Source organism: Pseudoflavonifractor sp. MSJ-37 (genome assembly GCF_018917965.1).
Classification (GTDB): domain Bacteria; phylum Bacillota; class Clostridia; order Oscillospirales; family Oscillospiraceae; genus Pseudoflavonifractor_A.
Map to the genome: position 1 here is coordinate 556,733 of NZ_JAHLPP010000001.1, position 17,513 is coordinate 574,245.

16 protein-coding genes are annotated in these 17,513 nt (G+C 65.3%); 11 read left to right on the forward strand and 5 right to left on the reverse strand.

From position 1 onward, the window contains the following. Window positions 1-19: 19 nt before the first annotated feature. Complete coding sequence (locus tag KQI12_RS02525) at window positions 20-1,219, reverse strand: FtsW/RodA/SpoVE family cell cycle protein (RefSeq protein ID WP_216571402.1); 1,200 nt, start codon at window positions 1,217-1,219, stop codon at window positions 20-22. A gap of 155 nt (window positions 1,220-1,374) precedes the next feature. On the opposite strand from KQI12_RS02525, the gene tsaE reads away from it, so the two are divergent. The 4 genes from tsaE to KQI12_RS02545 all read left to right on the forward strand — a co-directional run bounded on the left by tsaE (window position 1,375) and on the right by KQI12_RS02545 (window position 5,088). Next, the gene (gene tsaE / locus KQI12_RS02530) at window positions 1,375-1,836 is read left to right on the forward strand and encodes a tRNA (adenosine(37)-N6)-threonylcarbamoyltransferase complex ATPase subunit type 1 TsaE (RefSeq protein WP_216570352.1); all 462 of its coding nucleotides are present in this window, start codon (window positions 1,375-1,377) and stop codon (window positions 1,834-1,836) included. Beyond that, the gene (tsaB, locus tag KQI12_RS02535; RefSeq protein ID WP_216570353.1) at window positions 1,833-2,546 is read left to right on the forward strand and encodes a tRNA (adenosine(37)-N6)-threonylcarbamoyltransferase complex dimerization subunit type 1 TsaB; all 714 of its coding nucleotides are present in this window, start codon (window positions 1,833-1,835) and stop codon (window positions 2,544-2,546) included. Before tsaE ends, tsaB begins: the two co-directional genes overlap by 4 nt. Before the next feature lie 30 nt (window positions 2,547-2,576). After that, the gene (upp, locus tag KQI12_RS02540) at window positions 2,577-3,206 is read left to right on the forward strand and encodes a uracil phosphoribosyltransferase (RefSeq protein WP_216570355.1); all 630 of its coding nucleotides are present in this window, start codon (window positions 2,577-2,579) and stop codon (window positions 3,204-3,206) included. Window positions 3,207-3,423: 217 nt separating this feature from the next. Continuing rightward, the gene (locus tag KQI12_RS02545; RefSeq protein ID WP_216570357.1) at window positions 3,424-5,088 is read left to right on the forward strand and encodes a formate--tetrahydrofolate ligase; all 1,665 of its coding nucleotides are present in this window, start codon (window positions 3,424-3,426) and stop codon (window positions 5,086-5,088) included. A 237-nt stretch (window positions 5,089-5,325) separates the two neighbouring features. Here KQI12_RS02545 and gdhA read toward each other — a convergent pair whose 3' ends face one another. After that, entirely contained in the window at window positions 5,326-6,675 is a 1,350-nt protein-coding gene (gdhA, locus tag KQI12_RS02550) for an NADP-specific glutamate dehydrogenase (protein ID WP_216570359.1), read from the reverse strand. 446 nt (window positions 6,676-7,121) lie between these two features. Continuing rightward, complete coding sequence (locus KQI12_RS02555; protein WP_216570361.1) at window positions 7,122-8,720, reverse strand: N-acetylmuramoyl-L-alanine amidase family protein; 1,599 nt, start codon at window positions 8,718-8,720, stop codon at window positions 7,122-7,124. 248 nt (window positions 8,721-8,968) lie between these two features. On the opposite strand from KQI12_RS02555, the gene KQI12_RS02560 reads away from it, so the two are divergent. The 7 genes from KQI12_RS02560 (at window position 8,969) to KQI12_RS02590 (ending at window position 16,754) form a co-directional block, all read left to right on the forward strand. Then, window positions 8,969-11,212, forward strand: coding sequence for a hydratase (locus KQI12_RS02560; RefSeq protein ID WP_216570363.1), 2,244 nt, complete (start codon window positions 8,969-8,971; stop codon window positions 11,210-11,212). A 156-nt stretch (window positions 11,213-11,368) separates the two neighbouring features. After that, window positions 11,369-12,235, forward strand: coding sequence for a hypothetical protein (locus KQI12_RS02565; protein ID WP_216570365.1), 867 nt, complete (start codon window positions 11,369-11,371; stop codon window positions 12,233-12,235). A 12-nt stretch (window positions 12,236-12,247) separates the two neighbouring features. Further along, window positions 12,248-13,420, forward strand: a complete 1,173-nt coding sequence (locus tag KQI12_RS02570) for an alanine--tRNA ligase-related protein (RefSeq protein WP_216570367.1) — start codon at window positions 12,248-12,250, stop codon at window positions 13,418-13,420. A 168-nt stretch (window positions 13,421-13,588) separates the two neighbouring features. Beyond that, window positions 13,589-15,157, forward strand: a complete 1,569-nt coding sequence (locus KQI12_RS02575) for a peptidylprolyl isomerase (RefSeq protein WP_216570369.1) — start codon at window positions 13,589-13,591, stop codon at window positions 15,155-15,157. A gap of 91 nt (window positions 15,158-15,248) precedes the next feature. Then, window positions 15,249-15,980, forward strand: a complete 732-nt coding sequence (locus KQI12_RS02580) for a ThiF family adenylyltransferase (RefSeq protein ID WP_216570371.1) — start codon at window positions 15,249-15,251, stop codon at window positions 15,978-15,980. Between the two features lie 46 nt (window positions 15,981-16,026). After that, window positions 16,027-16,398, forward strand: coding sequence for a TSUP family transporter (locus KQI12_RS02585; protein ID WP_216570373.1), 372 nt, complete (start codon window positions 16,027-16,029; stop codon window positions 16,396-16,398). Continuing rightward, the gene (locus KQI12_RS02590; protein ID WP_216570375.1) at window positions 16,395-16,754 is read left to right on the forward strand and encodes a sulfite exporter TauE/SafE family protein; all 360 of its coding nucleotides are present in this window, start codon (window positions 16,395-16,397) and stop codon (window positions 16,752-16,754) included. Before KQI12_RS02585 ends, KQI12_RS02590 begins: the two co-directional genes overlap by 4 nt. Here KQI12_RS02590 and KQI12_RS02595 read toward each other — a convergent pair whose 3' ends face one another. Both KQI12_RS02595 and ruvX read right to left on the reverse strand, forming a co-directional pair. Continuing rightward, window positions 16,755-17,051, reverse strand: coding sequence for a putative quinol monooxygenase (locus KQI12_RS02595; protein WP_216570377.1), 297 nt, complete (start codon window positions 17,049-17,051; stop codon window positions 16,755-16,757). 36 nt (window positions 17,052-17,087) lie between these two features. Beyond that, entirely contained in the window at window positions 17,088-17,507 is a 420-nt protein-coding gene (gene ruvX / locus KQI12_RS02600; RefSeq protein ID WP_216570379.1) for a Holliday junction resolvase RuvX, read from the reverse strand. Window positions 17,508-17,513: the final 6 nt, after the last annotated feature.

The window sequence follows — 17,513 nt, forward strand, 5'->3', positions numbered from 1 at the left end:
CTTGGAAGGCGGGAGCAGATCAGAGCTTGCTGCGGTCCCGGAGCCAGCTGGGCAGGGAGCGCATCTTCACACTGGAGACGATGCCCATGGCGGCGTACATGGTGATGATGGAGGAGCCGCCATAGCTGACGAAGGGGAGGGTCAGGCCCACCACCGGGAAGATATACAGACACATGGCGATGTTGACGCCCACCTGGGCCAACAGCATCCCGGCATAGCCCATGACCAGATAGGCCGACTGGGGGGAGCAGGCCCGGCGGGCCACCCAGATGCACCGGAGGATCAGCCCTCCCAGCAGGAGGAGCAGGAGCACGCAGCCCACGAAGCCGAACTCCTCGCCGCAGACGGCGAAGATCTCATCATTGTACCGGGCGGGCAGGTTGGAGGCGTAGGCGCTCTGGGTGAGGCTGCCGTTCCGGTAGCCCATGCCGGTGAGCTGGCCGCTGCCGATGGCGGTGATGCTCTTGGTCTGCTGCCAGCCGGTCTTCATGGTCTGGTCATAGACCGTATCCTGGTTGCCGGCCACGTGGTCGATGACCACCTTGATCCGGCGGAAAAAGTAGATGGAGCTGAATTTGTCCCAGAAGAGCACGATCACGAGGACCAGGGCGGCGAAGGCCAGGATGGCCAGCAGGTACCAGCGCTTCTTCATCCCGGCGGACCAGGACACCGCCGCGTAGATGAAGAGATAGGTGAGGCCCATGCCGAAGTCGCCGGAGGCCACCGCGATCAGGGCGAACATCATCATGGTGTGCCCGGCAGTCATGATCACAGAGGGGACAGAGCTGATGTCCTGCCCCCGGGCCTGGATGTGGCTGAACTGCCAGGCCAGCAGGAGGATGAACGTGACCTTCACGATCTCGGCGGGCTGGATCTCGAAGGGGATGCCGGGGATGGAGAGCCAGCTCCGGTTGCCGGTGTTGTGGTCCACGCCCAGAGGGGTGCGGGTCAGGAGGACGAAGCCCATGTTGAAGGCCAAAAGGAACTTCCACGACCGCTCTGTGAAGAGCTCCACGTCCACGGAGGACATGAGGATGTAGACGACCACGCCCAGCAGGATCGCGATCGACTGGACGGGGAGGAAACGGGTACTGCCGGTATAGCGGGTGGCGCTGTAGATCAGCACCAGCCCGAAGCCGCTGGCGGCGACGCAAAGGCTCAGCAGGACCAGGTCGCCCTTGCGGAAGAATTCCCGGAAGGAATCGGTGAACCAGGTCAGAGGGAACGGCCTCCTTTCAGATACAGGGGTGGATAGGAGCCTGCGGGGATCCCGATTATCATAGCACGTTTTTCGGGGAGCGTAAACAGTTTTGCGCTTTCTTCACACTTATGTTATACTATCTCAATAATGCGTTTTTGAAGCGAGGCGAGGATATGGAACATATCTCCAACAGCCCGGCGGACACAGAGGCTCTGGGCGAGGCTCTGGGGCGGGTGGTGCCGGCGGGCTCCGTGGTGGCCTTCACCGGAGACCTGGGGGCGGGAAAGACCGCCTTCACCCGGGGACTGGCCCGGGGACTGGGCGTCCGGGAGCGGGTGACCAGCCCCACCTTCACCATCGTCAACGAGTATGAGGGCGGACGGCTGCCCCTGTTCCATTTCGATATGTACCGGCTGGGCTCCTCAGACGAGCTGTTCGACATCGGATGGGAGGACTATCTGGCCCGGAACGGCGTGTGCGCCGTGGAGTGGAGCGAGAACGTGGCCGACGCCCTGGAGGAACAGCCCTGCATCCGGGTGGACATCCGCCGGGGCGCGGGAGAGGACCAGCGTCTGGTGGACATCACCGGGGCGGACCTGCCCCCGCTGGAGCGGAACGAGGAGGAGACGAGATGAAGATCCTGGCATTGGAGTCCTCGGCGGCGGCCTGCTCCGCCGCCCTGTGTGAGGACGAGGAGCTGATCGCCCAGTCCTATCAGAACAGCGGCCTGACCCACAGCCGCACCCTCATGCCTATGGTGGAGCGCCTGCTGGAGAACTGCGGCGCGTCTCTGGCGGAGGTGGACGTGGTGGCGGTGGCGGCGGGCCCCGGCTCCTTCACTGGGGTGCGGATCGGCGTGTCCACCGCGAAGGGCCTGGCCTGGCCCGCGGGGAAGCCCTGCGCCGGGACCTCCACGCTGGAGAGCATGGCCTGGCCCCTGGCCCACATGGGCATGGAGATCTGCGCCGTGATGGACGCCAGGAGGCACCAGGTATACAACGCCCGCTTCCGGGGGACCGGGGACGGATTGGAGCGGCTGGCCCCCGACCGGGCCATCGGTCTGGACGAGCTGGCAGAGGAAGTAAAAAAGAGTGGAAAGCCGCAAATTCTAGTTGGAGACGGCGCGCTTTTATGTTATACTACCTTCAAGGAACAGGGGCTGGACGTCCGTCTGGCTCCGCCGCATCTCCGCCTCCAGAGCGCTTGGGGCGTGGCCAGGGCCGCCCTGGAACAGGCCAGAGCCGGCGCCCTCACGGATGCGCAGGGCCTGACTCCCGCCTACCACCGTCTGTCTCAGGCGGAGCGGGAACGGCTGGCAAGGCTCCGGGCGGAAGAGAAAAACTGATTTGATAGAAGGGGAAGATACCTAATGGACATGGAAAAGGTACATATTCTGGATCATCCGCTGCTGCATCACAAGCTCGCCATCCTGCGTGATGAGCGCACCGGCTCCAAGGAGTTCCGCGAGGTGGTCTCTGAGATCGCCACGCTGATGTGCTACGAGGCCACCCGCGACCTGCCCACCGAAGAGGTGGAGATCAAGACTCCCGTGGCCACCGGCAAGTTCAAGGTCCTGTCCGGCAAGAAGCTGGCGATCGTCCCCATCCTGCGGGCCGGTCTGGGCATGGTGGACGGCATCCTGGAGTTGCTCCCTGCCGCCAAGGTGGGCCATATCGGCCTGTACCGCGATCCCCAGACGCTGGAGCCCGTGGAGTACTACTGCAAGATGCCCAACGACATCTCCGAGCGGGACATCATCGTCCTGGATCCCATGCTGGCCACCGGCGGCTCCGCCTCCGCCGCCATCCAGTTCATCAAGAACTATGATGTGAAGCACATCAAGCTGATGAACATCTTGGCCGCGCCCGAGGGCATCGAGCGGGTCCACCGCGACCATCCCGATGTGGAGATCTATGTGGCCGCCGTGGACGAGAAGCTCAACGAGCACGGCTACATCGTGCCCGGTCTGGGCGATGCCGGCGACCGTATCTTCGGCACCAAATAAATACCGGAACACGCAAGGCCCTCCTCAGGTATGTCCTGGGGAGGGCCTTTGTCCTACGTTGGGTGATATAAAAATTCCAAAAAATGAACTTGATAGTATTGACAAAGCGGACAAGAACGTGATACCATGACTACGGTAACTTGGATGACATCACGGACGGGACCGCCCGGAACAGGGGCGGCCCAGCAGACAATAGATTCAAGGAGGCTGGATCCCCATGAAAACGGATATCGAGATCGCACAGGAAGCGAAAATGCTGCCCATCGCGGAGATCGCCGCGAAGCTGGGCGTGGGTGAGGACACGCTGGAGCCCTATGGCCGCACGAAGGCCAAGCTGGACCTGAACTCCCTGCGGGACAGACCCCGCAAGGCCAAGCTGGTCCTGGTGACCGCCATCGACCCCACCCCTGCCGGCGAAGGTAAGACCACCACCAGCGTCGGTCTGGCGGACGCCCTGAGCGCTCTGGGGAAGAAAACGGTCCTCTGCCTGCGGGAGCCCTCTCTGGGCCCCGTGTTCGGCGTGAAGGGCGGCGCGGCCGGCGGCGGCTACGCTCAGGTGGTCCCCATGGAGGAGATCAACCTCCACTTCACCGGCGACTTCCACGCCATCGGCGCGGCCAACAACCTGCTGGCGGCGCTGCTGGACAACCATATCCAGCAGGGCAACGCGCTGGACATCGACTGCCGCCGCATCACCTGGAAGCGGGCCGTGGACATGAACGACCGCCAGCTCCGCAACATCGTCTGCGGTCTGGGCGGCAAGGCCAACGGCGTGCCCCGTGAGGACGGCTTCGACATCACCGTGGCCTCCGAGGTCATGGCGGTCCTGTGTCTGGCCACCAGCCTCACCGACCTGAAGGAGCGTCTGGCCCGCATGGTGGTGGCCTACTCCCGGGACGGCAAGCCCATCACCGCCCATGATTTGAAGGCCGAGGGCGCCATGGCCGCCCTGCTGAAGGACGCCATCAAGCCCAACCTGGTCCAGACGCTGGAGCACACCCCTGCTCTGATCCACGGCGGTCCCTTCGCCAACATCGCCCACGGCTGCAACTCCATCATGGCCACCGACACCGGCATGAAGCTGGGCGAGTACGTGGTCACGGAGGCCGGCTTCGGCGCCGATCTGGGCGCGGAGAAGTTCCTGGACATCAAGTGCCGCGCCGCCGGGTTCGCCCCCAGCGCCGTGGTCATCGTGGCCACCGTCCGTGCCCTGAAGCATCACGGCGGCGTGGCCAAGGCCGACCTGAACAAGGAGGACCTGAAGGCTCTGGAGGCCGGCCTGCCCAACCTGCTCCAGCACGTGGAGAACATGACCAAGGTGTTCGGCCTGCCCTGCGTGGTGGCCATCAACGCCTTCCCCACCGATACCGCCGCCGAGCTGAAGCTGGTGGAGGACAAGTGCAGAGAGCTGGGCGTCAACGTGGCCCTGTCCGAGGTGTGGGCCAAGGGCGGCGAAGGCGGCAAGACCCTGGCCGAGGAGGTCATCCGTCTGTGCGATCAGCCCAATGACTTCCACTACTGCTATGAGGCCGACACCACCATCATGGAGAAGCTGGAGGCCATCGCCACCAAGATCTACCGTGCCGACGGTGTGGATCTGACGGCCGGCGCCAAGAAGCAGCTCAAGCAGCTCACGGAGCTGGGCTACGGCGATCTGCCGATCTGCATGGCCAAGACCCAGTACTCCTTCGCGGATGACCCCACCCTGCTGGGCGCGCCCCGCGGCTTCCGCATCACCGTCCGCAACCTGAAGGTGTCCGCGGGCGCCGGCTTCATCGTCGCCCTGACCGGTGACATCATGACGATGCCCGGCCTGCCCAAGGTCCCCGCGGCGGAGAAGATCGACATCGACGAAAACGGCGTCATCTCCGGCCTGTTCTAAGGGTCCGCCTCCATACATGACAGAAAAACGATAGAGATCAAAAGGACCGGCTGCCTTAGGGCGGCCGGTCCTTCTCGTCGTCGCGGCGGGGGCTCAGAGCGTGTTTTCCGTCTGCGGGGCGGGACGGTGTGTGTCCTCGCCTGCCATGTGTTTCCCCGAAACGACGACCGAGACCGGGCCCGCCATCCCTGCGGACGGCAGACCCGGTCTCTTGTCAACGTTTCGGGGACTCTTGATTTAGAACACGCCCTGGGCCATCATGGCGTCGGCGACCTTCTTGAAGCCGGCGATATTGGCGCCGGCCACCAGATCGTAGCCCAGACCGTACTCCTCGGCGGCGGCCACGGAGGAATCATGGATGTTCTTCATGATCTGATGGAGCTTGGCATCCACCTCTTCGGCGGTCCAGGAGAGGCGTTCGCTGTTCTGGCTCATCTCCAGGCCGGACACGGCCACGCCGCCGGCATTGACGGCCTTGGAGGGGGCCACGATCATGCCCTCCTGCTTCATCAGGAAGGACAGGGCCTCGTTGGTGGTGGGCATATTGGCCACCTCGATGTAGTACTTGACGCCATTGGCGGCGATCTTCTTGGCGGACTCCAGATCCACATCGTTCTGCGTGGCGCAGGGCAGGATCACGTCGCCCTTCACGCCCCAGGGCTTCTCGCCGGGGAAGAAAGGCACGCCGAACTTGTCTGCGTAGTCCTGCACCCTGTCCCGGCCGGAGGAACGCATTTCGAGCAGATAGGCGATCTTCTCGGGGGTGGTGATGCCGTCCATATCCAGGATGTATCCGTCAGGGCCGGAGAGGGTGATGGCCTTGCCGCCCAGCTCGGCGATCTTCTTGCAGGCGCCCCAGGCCACGTTGCCGAAGCCGGAGACCACGAAGGTCTTGCCCACGATGGAGTCGTGCTCATGCTGGAAGACCTCGTTGGTGTAGTAGATCGCGCCGTAGCCAGTGGCCTCGGGGCGCAGGATGGAGCCGCCGTAGGACAGGCCCTTGCCGGTGAGGACGCCGTTCTGGAACGCGCCGCGCATCCGGCGGTACTGGCCGTACAGGTAGCCGATCTCCCGGGCGCCCACGCCGATGTCGCCGGCGGGCACGTCCACATCGGGGCCGATGTGGCGGTTGAGCTCCGTCATATAGGCCTGACAGAAGCGGAGGATCTCGTTGTCGCTCTTGCCGCGGGGGTCGAAGTCGGCGCCGCCCTTGGCGCCGCCCATGGGCAGAGTGGTCAGGGAGTTCTTGAAGGTCTGCTCGAAGCCCAAGAACTTGATGATGCCGCTGTACACAGAGGGATGGAAGCGCAGGCCGCCCTTGTAGGGACCGATCGCGCCATTGAACTGACAGCGGTAGCCGCGGTTGGTGTGGGCCACGCCCTTGTCATCGGTCCAGGTGACCCGGAAGTACACCATGCGGTCAGGCTCTACCATGCGGCCCAGCAGGTCCACAGCCTCGTACTCGGGGTGCTGGTCGATCACAGGCCCCAGAGAGGAAAAGACCTCCTCGACGGCCTGACAGAATTCCGGCTGGTTCCAATCCTTGGTCTTGACGCGCTCGATGACGCGCTCGATATAGGCATTCATGTTCCGTCACGTTCCCTTCTATCGTTATCCGGACCGCCATAGTGCTCCGGCGGTGGACGCCACCCGCCATTGGGTGTGTGTCATGTCCTTAATATAGGGAAGATGGAACAAAAAATCAACTGCGATTTTTGAATATCGGTGCATGCCGACCAAATGGATGTCAAATGCAGATAGAGCGATCCACTAAAGAGGTGAAGCGCCGCCTTATGGGACGGAAAAGGATTGTAGCACAGAGGTTAGCGGTCTTTGGAAGAGCAGAAGGGCGGGGAAGGAGGATGGTATGGTCGCGGATGATACAGCTGATATGACTTATTTCGACACGAAATAATGGAAAAAATTTGTGCAAAATGGCAAAAGATGAAAACGGGAACACAGTGTCGAAGGGCGGGCGGAGCGAAAAAGACCGTTCCGGTGTGCGGAACGGTCTTTCAGGTGCGGACAGAGCATCAGGCGCGGCTCTGGATGTAGGAGATGATGCCGTCGGCCACGCCCTGGGCCAGACGGGACTGGTAGGCGCTGTCCGCCAGATTCATGAGTTCGGTATGGCTGGTCATGAAGCCGGTCTCGATGAGGATCGCGGGCATGGTGGTATGCCGCAGGACGGCATAGTCCGAGTTGTTGCGGATGCCCCGGTCGATGGTGCCGGTATAGCTGGCGGCGGGGGTCTGGACGGCCTGAGCCAGCTTCTTGCCCTCCGTGCTTCCGGTGTGGTAGAAGGTGATGAGGCCGGTGTAGTTGCTGTTGTTGGCCAGAGCATTGCAGTGGATGCTGACGAAGATCGCGGCGTTCCGGTCGTTGGCCACGGCACAGCGGTCCAGGAGGGTCATATAGGAGTCGTCGTCCCGGGTCATGACCACGTTGTAGCCCTTGGCGGTGAGGATGTCCCGGAGCTTCTGGCTCATGGGGAGGGTCAGGTCCTTCTCCATGATGCCCTCATAGTAGGCGCCGGAGGCGGAGCCGCCGTGGCCGGGATCGATGACGATCAGGGCGGTGGCGGGGTCCAGCCGTCCGGAGGAGCTGCCATTGGAGGAGCTGTTGCCGGAGGGGGAGGCGGAGACCAGCACGCCGCCCACCTGCTTGGTGACGGTGATGTTCTTGGCATTGGTATAGCCGGACTTCAGGTCGAACACCACCCGGACGGTATGGGGGTAGTCATAGCCCAGGTCGTCCCCGTGCTGGCCGTAGCGGACGGTGGAGATGACCTCGTTCTCCAGCGTCAGGGAGCCGTCTCCGGGGTCGATGACAGTGCCCAGCAGATCCACGGCCACCCGGTCGCCCAGATCCACGGCGCGGTACTGGGGCACATGGTCCGTGGCGATGAACACCGACTGGGCGTTGGTGTCTTCGGTGATGCGGACGATGCGGCCCAGATCCTCATGGCTGGTGGAGGGAGAGGGGGACGGGGAAGGGGAGACAGAGGGCGTGGGGGCCGGAGTGGGCGTCGCCGTGGGAGTCGGAGTCGGGGCCACGGTCGGCGTGGGGGTCGGAGTCGGAGTGGGCATGGGCGCCGGAGCCACCGCGGAGGAGACGGCGGCCAGGAAGCGGTCGTTGTCCCAGTCCACCGGAGCGCCCAGCGTCTCAGAGACGAAGCGGAGGGGCACCATGGTGCTCTCCTTTTCGCCGTACTTCACCACGCCGGCGGGGACGCCGCCGGGGAGCGTGACCTTCTCGCCGTTGACGTAGGCGGTGGAGGAGCCCAGGATCAGGAGGATCGTGTCGTCCCCCTTGGTGATGACTACCTGGCGGCTGTCACTGACCCACTGGACCTTGGCATCCAGGGCCTCGGAGATCAGCCGGACCGGCACCAGCGTGCGGCCGGAGCCGCCGGAGGTGTACTGGATCAGGGCTGGGACGTCCTTCGGGGCCAGATCGGAGCCGTCCAGAGACAGGAGGACCCGGTCGGTCTGAGTGGAGCCGCCGTATTTCCCGGCGGCCTCGTCATAGAAACGGACGGAGAGGCTCCCGGCGGGGCCGGCGGCCTGTGCCGCGGGCAGGGCCATCAGGAGGCAGAAGAGGAGAGAGAGACATAGCAGGACTTTTTTCATGATGGGCTCCTTTTTTGATATCGAATGACATAATCATACTCAAAAACAGACCCTTCGTCAACCATTCTGAGCGGAAATAGTTGACATAACGTGAAAAAACGGGAGATGGCCCAGACACTTTAGCGTTGGAAAGAGAAAAAGCGGCTGGAAGCCTTGCGCTCTCCTCAGACCTCTGATAAAATGGAGGAGAGATCATGATCCGTGGGCCCGGGCACCGGGGCCGCGCTCGTTTTGGAGGTAAAGACACTATGATAGAGATCACCCCTTCCGGCGTCTATTACCGCGCCGGTCAGTTCCTGCCCGGGCAGGAGGGCCCCGCCGCCGGTCTGCCCAGCCCTGACGAGGCCAGGAAAGGCACCATGGCCTATGGCATCCTCGCCGCCCACAACACGCTGGAGCGCATGGACCGTCTGGCCATCCGCTTCGACGCCATGGCGTCCCATGACATCACCTATGTGGGCATCATCCAGACCGCCCGGGCCTCCGGGCTGAAGGAGTTCCCCCTGCCCTACGTGCTCACCAACTGCCATAACTCCCTCTGCGCCGTGGGCGGCACCATCAACGAGGACGACCATGTGTTCGGCCTCTCGGCCGCCAAGAAGTACGGCGGCGAGTTCGTGCCCGCCCATCAGGCCGTGATCCACTCCTATATGCGGGAGCGCTACGCCGCCCCCGGCCGGATGATCCTGGGCTCCGACTCCCACACCCGCTACGGCGCCTACGGCACCATGGCCATCGGCGAGGGCGGTCCCGAGCTGGCCCGCCAGCTCCTGTGCAAGACCTATGACATCGCCTATCCCAAGGTCATCGCCATCTACCTGACCGGCGCGCCCAAGCCCGGCGTGGGTCCTCAGGACGTGGCCCTGGCCCTGATCGGCGCCACCTTCAAGGAGGGCGTGGTGAAGAATGCCGTCATGGAGTTCTTCGGCCCCGGCGTGGCCAGCCTGTCCATGGACTACCGGGCGGGCATCGACGTGATGACCACCGAGACCGCCTGCCTGTCCTCCGTCTGGTCCACCGACGAGCGGACCCGGGAGCATCTGACCGCTCTGGGCCGGGGGGACCAGTACAAGGCCCAGGCCCCCGCCGAGGGCGCCTATTACGACGGCGTCATCGCTCTGGACCTGTCCACGGTGGAGCCCATGATCGCTCTGCCCTTCCACCCCTCCAACGCCTATACGATCCGGGAGTTCAAGGCCAACATGGCCGATCTGCTCCATCAGGTGGACGTGGCCGCCGCCGAGCAGCTGGGCGTGAAGAACGCCGCCCCGCTGGAGGAGAAGATCGTGGACGGCAAGTTCCATGTGGATCAGGGCGTGATCGCCGGATGCTCCGGCGGCACTTACCAGAACCTGGTCCGGGCCGCCGAGATCCTGAAGGGGAGCGCCATCGGCGCGGATGAGTTCTGGCTGTCCTGCTATCCCGGCTCCATGCCCATCAACCTGGAGCTGACCCGGAAGGGCTATATCGCCGACCTGATGGCCGCCGGCGCCACCATCCGTTCCTGCTTCTGCGGTCCCTGCTTCGGCGCGGGCGACGTGCCCGCCAACGGGGCCTTCTCCATCCGCCACTCCACCCGAAACTTCCCCAACCGGGAGGGCTCCAAGCCCGGCGAGGGCCAGATCTCCTATGTGGCTTTGATGGACGCCCGGTCCATCGCCGCCACGGCCCGGAACAACGGCGTCCTCACCGGCGCGGACGAGCTGGCGGACATCCCCGCCGACCGGGCCGACGAGGACTGGAGCTATGACGACAGCGCCTACAAGTCCCGGGTGTACTACGGCGTGGGCAGGGCCAAGCCCGACACCGAGCTGGTCTACGGCCCCAACATCGCCGACTGGCCCGAGCAGATCGCCCTGCCTCAGGATCTGCTCCTCACTGCCGCCGCCGCGATCTACGATCCGGTGACCACCACTGATGAGCTGATCCCCTCCGGCGAGACCTCCTCTTACCGGTCCAACCCTCTGCGGCTCAGCGAGTTCGCCCTGAGCCGCAAGGACCCTCAGTATGTGCCCCGGGCCAAGGCGGTGCTGGCGGTGGAACAGCTCCGGCGGAAGGACCCCTCCGCTCCGGAGGTGGTGGAGGCGCTGGGCGGCCGGGACGGCCGGACCACCGGCCTGGGCTCCTTCGTCATGGCCCTGAAGCCCGGCGACGGCTCCGCCCGGGAGCAGGCCGCCTCCTGCCAGCGGGTGCTGGGCGGCTGCGCGGACCTGTGCGCGGAGTTCGCCACCAAGCGCTACCGCTCCAACGTGGTGAACTGGGGCATGCTGCCCTTCATCGCTGAGGACGTGAAGGACTGGAACGTCCAGCCCGGCAATCAGCTCTGGCTCCCCGGCATCCGGGCCGCGCTGGAAAAGGGGGAGGAGACGATCTCCGCCGTCCTGATCCAGAATGGACAGGAGAAGCCCGTCACGGTGAAGCTCCCCGGCATCACCCAGGAGGAGCGGGACATCATCCTGGCCGGCTGTCTCATCAACTACTACGCCAAGTAAGATCCATAGACCCATCCGCCCTCTGGAGCCCGCTCCAGAGGGCGATATGGCATCGGGGGCCGCTCCATCTCCGCCGATCTGACCCGTACCGGAACTTTTTGCCTGATCTATCCGTCTGAATGGATAGACCCAACACAACAAAAGGAGGATACGAACATGAAACGGACGCTGTCTCTTGCCCTTGCTCTGCTCTCCTGCCTGATCCTGCTGGTGGTCCCGGCCTCCGCCGATATGGGGCCAAAGCCCGACCTGACGATCACCGTGGTCAACGCCCCGGAGGGGACGTTCTATCTGGACCTGATGGTCCCGGAGGAGGAGCACGGGAGCTACGACAACCTGAGAGATGAGGACTACGACCCGGATCTGCTGACGGGGCTCCGCCAGTGGGAGGGGGAGGGCTGGTATCCGGCCTTCTCCGGCGGCACCGACGTGCCTCTCTTCGGGGACATCACGCCCCGGGAGGACGGGACCTTCTACTTCACCTACTTCGGCCTTCCGGACACCTTCCGGATCGGCGTGTCTGCGGCGGAGGGAGCCAAGCTGTCCGACCAGACCATCCGCCGGACCACCTTTTACAGCCATGTGACCTATGACTGGGCGACCAATGAGGCGGTGCTCACCAGCTCCGTGTGGAAGGCCGGTCTGGCGGAGCTGGCCGCCACCCTGATCCCCACCCTGCTGGCGGAGGGGATCCTGTTGGCCCTCTTCGGCTTTGCCGGGGAGCGCCGGAACTGGATCGTGTTCCTGCTGACCAATCTGGCCACCCAGATCGGCCTCCACGCCGTGTTCGCATGGATGGGCGGCAACTGGGTGACCTTCTCCAGCTCCTTCGTCTTCTATTTGGCGGTGATGGCCCTGCCGGAGCTGGTCATCCTGGTGGTGGAGACCATGGTGTACGCCGGACTGCTGGAGGGACGGAGCAGAGCCCGCCGGACTGCCTATGCCGTGACGGCCAACCTGGCCAGCTTCGCCCTGAGCTTCCTGCCGCTGGGACTCCTGCAGCAGGTCCTGAGAACATTGTGAGGAGAGAGATCTATGCCCACGGAACGCATCTACTATGAGGACAGCCACATCAAGACCTTCCGGGCGGTGGTCACCGCCTGCGAGGCCCGGAAGGAGGGCTTCCGGATCGCGCTGGACCGGACGGCCTTCTTCCCGGAGGGCGGCGGCCAGTTCGGCGACCGGGGGACCCTGACCGGGCCCGACGGCGCCGCAGTCCCCGTCACCGACACCCAGGAGGAGGGGGACACTGTGTGGCACCACACCTCCGCCCCCATCCCTGTGGGGAGCGGGGTGGAGGGCGCCCTGGACTGGCCCCTCCGCTTCGCCCGGATGCAGTGCCACACCGGCGAGCACATCGCCTCCGGCCTGTTCCACAGCCGGTACGGGCTGGACAACGTGGGCTTCCATCTGGGGGACCAGGAGGTCACGATCGACCTGAGCGGCCCTGTGGACTGGGAACAGGTCCAGGACGTGGAGCGCCGGGCCAACGCCGCCGTGGCGGAGGACCTGCCGGTGGAGATCTCCTGGCCCGCCCCGGAGGAGCTGCCCCATCTGGAGTACCGGAGCAAGCTGGATCTGACGGAGCACGTGCGGCTGGTGACGATCCCCGGCTATGACGTGTGCGCCTGCTGTGCGCCCCATGCGGCCCGGACCGGCGAGGTGGGACTGATCCACTTCCTGTCCATGCAGAACTGGAAGGGCGGCGTCCGCCTGCGGATGCTCTGTGGGAGCCGGGCGGTGGAGGATCTGATGGCCAAGCAGACGAGCGTCACGGCCGTGTCCAACCTGTTCTCCGTGAAGCCGGAGGACATCGCCGCCGCCGCCCGCCGGACCGCCGGGGAGCTGGAGGAGGCCAAGGCCGCCCTTGCCCGGATGGGGAAGCGCCTGGCGAAGGCCAAGGCAGAGGCCCTCCCGACGGACGCGGAGAAGCTGGTGCTCTTCGAGGAGCTGGACAACGACGCCCTCCGGGCTTTGGTCAACGCCGCCGTGGAGCGGGGGAACGGCCTCTGCGCCGCCTTCGCCCCCGAGGGGGAGCGCTTCCGCTACATCATCGCCGCCCGGGACCGGGACCTGCGGCCCCTCGTGAAGGAGATGAACGGGGCCCTCGCCGGCCGGGGCGGCGGCTCTGCCCAGATGGTCCAGGGCAGCGTGACCGCCGGCCGCTCCGCCATCGAGGATTGGTGGGCGACTATGGATAAACTGTAAATAGTGCCGGCCGAAGCGGCCGGGCGGGGGAATGGGGGTTGAAAAACCCCCATTCCTCCTGTATAATGTCAAGTTGTTTATGCGAAGCATGGCCCGGGCCGAAGCGCGGCGGTCCAGCCACGGCGGAGGGCGGCTTCGCGGGAATCATAACGAGAGGACTGAAACGATATGAGCGCATCCAGAGAACGGAAGCAGCGCCAGAGCATCCCTGAGCAGGGACTCACCCAGAAGCAGATCAAGGAGCGCCGGGAGGCGGCCATCAAGAAGCGCAACACCATCGCCTACACGGTGATCGGCGTGGTGGCGGCCATCCTGGTGGCGGTTCTGCTGATTTGGAACTCCGGCTTCTTCCAGAGCCGCACCACCGCCCTGACCATCAATGGCCGGAACTACACCCCCGGCGAGGTCTCCTACTACTATGGTCAGGCCAAGCAGAGCAACTACTACCTGTCCATGATGGGCTACGACTCCAAGACCCCTGACCGAGAGCAGAACTTCGGCGGGGATGAGAGCAAGACCTACTACGACTACTTCATGGACACCGCCAAGCAGAACATGATCCAGACCGCCGCTCTGGTGGACGCCGCCAAAGAGGCCGGCGAGACCCTGAACGACGAGAGCAAACAGCAGGTGGAGAACGCCCTGGCCAGCTATGACAGCGGCGCGGTCCAGAGCGGCTACCCCAACACCGCCAGCTTCCTGAAGGCCTACTTCGGCCAGTATATGACCAAGGGCGTCCTGCGCTCCTGCCTGGAGGACAGCGCCCTGGCCAACCAGTACTACAATGAGCACTCCGACAGCCTGACCTATGACGAGAGCAAGCTGGAGGAGTACTACAAGGAGAACGCCGCCGATCTGGACACCTATGTCTACAACGCGATCTTCTTCGACGGCACCGCCGAGAGCACCGAGGACGCCGACGGCAACTCCGTGGATCCCACCGACGAGGAGAAGGAGGCGGCCATGAGCGCCGCCAAGGACAAGGCCGACGCCTTCCAGGCGCAGGCGGAGTCCTCCGACTTCCAGACCGCCGCCGACGCGGCCAAGGCCGGAGACGAGAGCCTGACCTATGACGGCGAGACCACCAATGTGGGTAGCTCTGTCAGCTCCGCCTACAAGGAATGGCTCAGCGACGCCTCTCGCAAAGCGGGCGATGTGACCGTCATCGAGTCCGACGGATCCGGCTATTATGTGGTGCAGTTCCTGGAGCGCGCCCGCAGGGAGGATGACTTCGGCACCGCCGACATCCGCCACATCTTGGTGAAGGCCGAGACCTCTGACGAGGATGAGACGGACTCCTCCGGCAATAAGACGCCCTCTGACGCTGAGATGGACGCCGCCAAGGAGAAGGCCCAGAGCCTGCTGGATCAGTTCAACGCCGGTGACAAGACCGCCGAGTCCTTCGGCGAGCTGGCCAAGGAGAACTCCGACGATCCCGGCTCCAAGGACGAGGGCGGCCTGTACGCCGACGTGACCCGGAGCAGCGGCTTCTTCCAGGACTTCGAGGACTGGATCTTCGCCGACGGCCGCAAGGCCGGCGACACCGGTCTGGTGGAGAACACCCAGTCCGGTCAGCAGGGCTGGCACGTCATGTATCTGGAGAGCACCGGCGAGGTGCTGTGGAAGTACACCGCCGCCTCTGCACTGCGCTCCGCCGATATGCAGACCTGGGTCGAGGGCCTGGAGGACGGCTATGAGGCCGTCGAGGGCTCCGGCACACAGTATCTGGGCAACTAAACGATCGAGCCGGAAGGGCCCGCTGGATGAGGGAGACCTCTCACGGCGGGCCCTTTTTTCCGGCGGACAGGAGAAGGAAAGGAGCGAGCATATGCAGGAACGATTTTCCCGCACCGGCATGGTGCTGGGCGAGGCGGCCATGGACCGGCTCTGGCACAGCCATGTGGCGGTGTTCGGCCTGGGCGGCGTGGGGAGCTGGGCCGTGGAGGCCCTGGTCCGGTCCGGGATCGGGGAGCTGACGCTGATCGACCATGACGAGGTGGGCCTCACCAACCTGAACCGCCAGCTGGAGGCGCTGGAGTCCACCATCGGCCAGTCCAAGGCGGAGGCCCTGGCCCGGCGGGCGGCGGACATCAGCCCGGACGCGGTCATCCATACGATCGTGGCCAAGTACGACGCCGACCACCGGGAGGACTTCTTCGGGGCCCGGTACGACTATATCATCGACGCCATCGATCTGGTGTCCTGCAAGCTGGACTTGATCCAGACCGCCAGGAGCCGGGGCATCCCCATCCTCTCCGCGCTGGGCACCGGGAACAAGCTGGACCCCAGCCAGTTCCGGATCAGCGACATCTCCAAGACAGAGGGCTGCCCTTTGGCCCGGGTGGTGCGGAAGGAACTGCGGGCCAGAGGCATCTCCCACCACAAGGTGGTCTGGTCCCCGGAGCGCCCCGCCGCCGCGGACCAGAGCGGCGAGGCCCCGCCGCCGGGCCGCCGGAGCGTCCCCTCCAGCGTGCCATGGGTCCCCTCCGTGGCGGGCCTCATGCTGGCCGGCGAGGTGGTCCTGGACCTGAGCGGCTATCGGGACCGGGACGACGCATAAAAAACGCCCCCATCGGCAAACTAGGGCTGATGGGGGTGTTTTCTATATGGAGCGGGACGAACAGCGGGGCGGGAAGGCCCCGGCCTTGGCGGGCCTGGCGGCAGGGCTGGTCAACGGCTTTTTCGGCGGGGGAGGGGGGACCGTGCTGGTGCCCCTCCTGCGGGGGCGGTGCGGCCTCTCCCAGCGGCAGGCCTTCGCCACCTCGGTGGCGGTGATCCTGCCGCTGTGTATGCTCTCGGCGGGGCTCTACTGGCTCCGGGGGAGCCTGGACCTGGAGCTGGCCATGCCCTATCTGGCGGGGGGCCTGATCGGGGGGCTCCTGGGCGGGAAGCTCTTCCGGGGCGTGGATCCCCTGTGGCTGAGACGGGCCTTCGGCCTCCTGCTGCTCTTCGGCGGGGGGAAGGCCCTGCTGGGATGACGGGCTGGCTCCCGGCCGTCCTGGCGGGGACGGCGGCGGGGGTGCTGTCCGCGTTCGGCATCGGCGGCGGGACGATCCTGCTCCTGTGGCTGACCGCCTTCGCGGGCGTGCCCCAGGATCTGGCCCAGGGGGTGAACCTGCTCTATTTCCTGCCGGCGGCGGCCATGGCCCTGCCGTCCCATCTCCGGAACGGCTATGTAGACCGGCGGACCGTCCTTCCGGCGGTGCTGACCGGCCTGATCGGCACGGCGCTGACTGCCTGGCTGGCCACGGGGCTGGACACGGCCCTCCTGCATCGGGCCTTCGGCCTCTTCACGGTGGGCATCGGCCTCCGGGAACTGTTCGGGAAGGGGTAGTCAGTCCTCCGGGACCTGGAAACGCCGGACATCCAGGCCCTGCACATGGGCCGTCTCGATCTGGTGGAGGGCCTGGAAGGGGGCCCCGGCCATGTGGGCCTCCAGATGGGCCGGGCTGTCCCAGTGCTCCAGCAGGACCAGCCGGTCCGGCGCCTCCACGGCGGAGAAGAGCTCGTAGCGGAGACAGCCGGGCTCGGCGCGGACCTGGGCCAGCACGCCGGACCGGGCCAGCTCGGAGAGGAAGGCGGCCTGGGCGCCGGGCTTGAGCGTGTAGGTGACGTTGAGGGCGATGGACATGGAGAGCGCTCCTTTCTTTCTAAGCGGGGACGGCGGTCAGCCTCTGGTCCGGCGGAAGGTGAGATAGCCCTCCAGGATCAGAGAGGCGGCCACCGCGTCCACGTTCTTCCGGTGGTCCTTCATCTTCTTCCCGCCGGCATGGAGGATGCTGTGGGCCTCCACAGTGGTGCGGCGCTCGTCCCAGAGGACGGGGGCCATGCCGGTGACCTCCTCCACCTGACGGGCGAAGGCCCGGTAGAGCTCGGCCCGGGGGCCCTCGGTGCCGTCCATGTTCCGGGGGAAGCCCATGACCAGCTCCTCCACGCCGTGACCGGCGATGAGGCGGCGGATCTCCTCCGCCACGGTCTCGCTCTTCCGGCTGTGGATGACGGTGGTGAAGCCGGCCAGCAGGCCGGTGGCGTCTGAGATGGCGATGCCGGTGCGGGCGTCGCCGTAATCGATGGCCATGATGCGCATGATGAG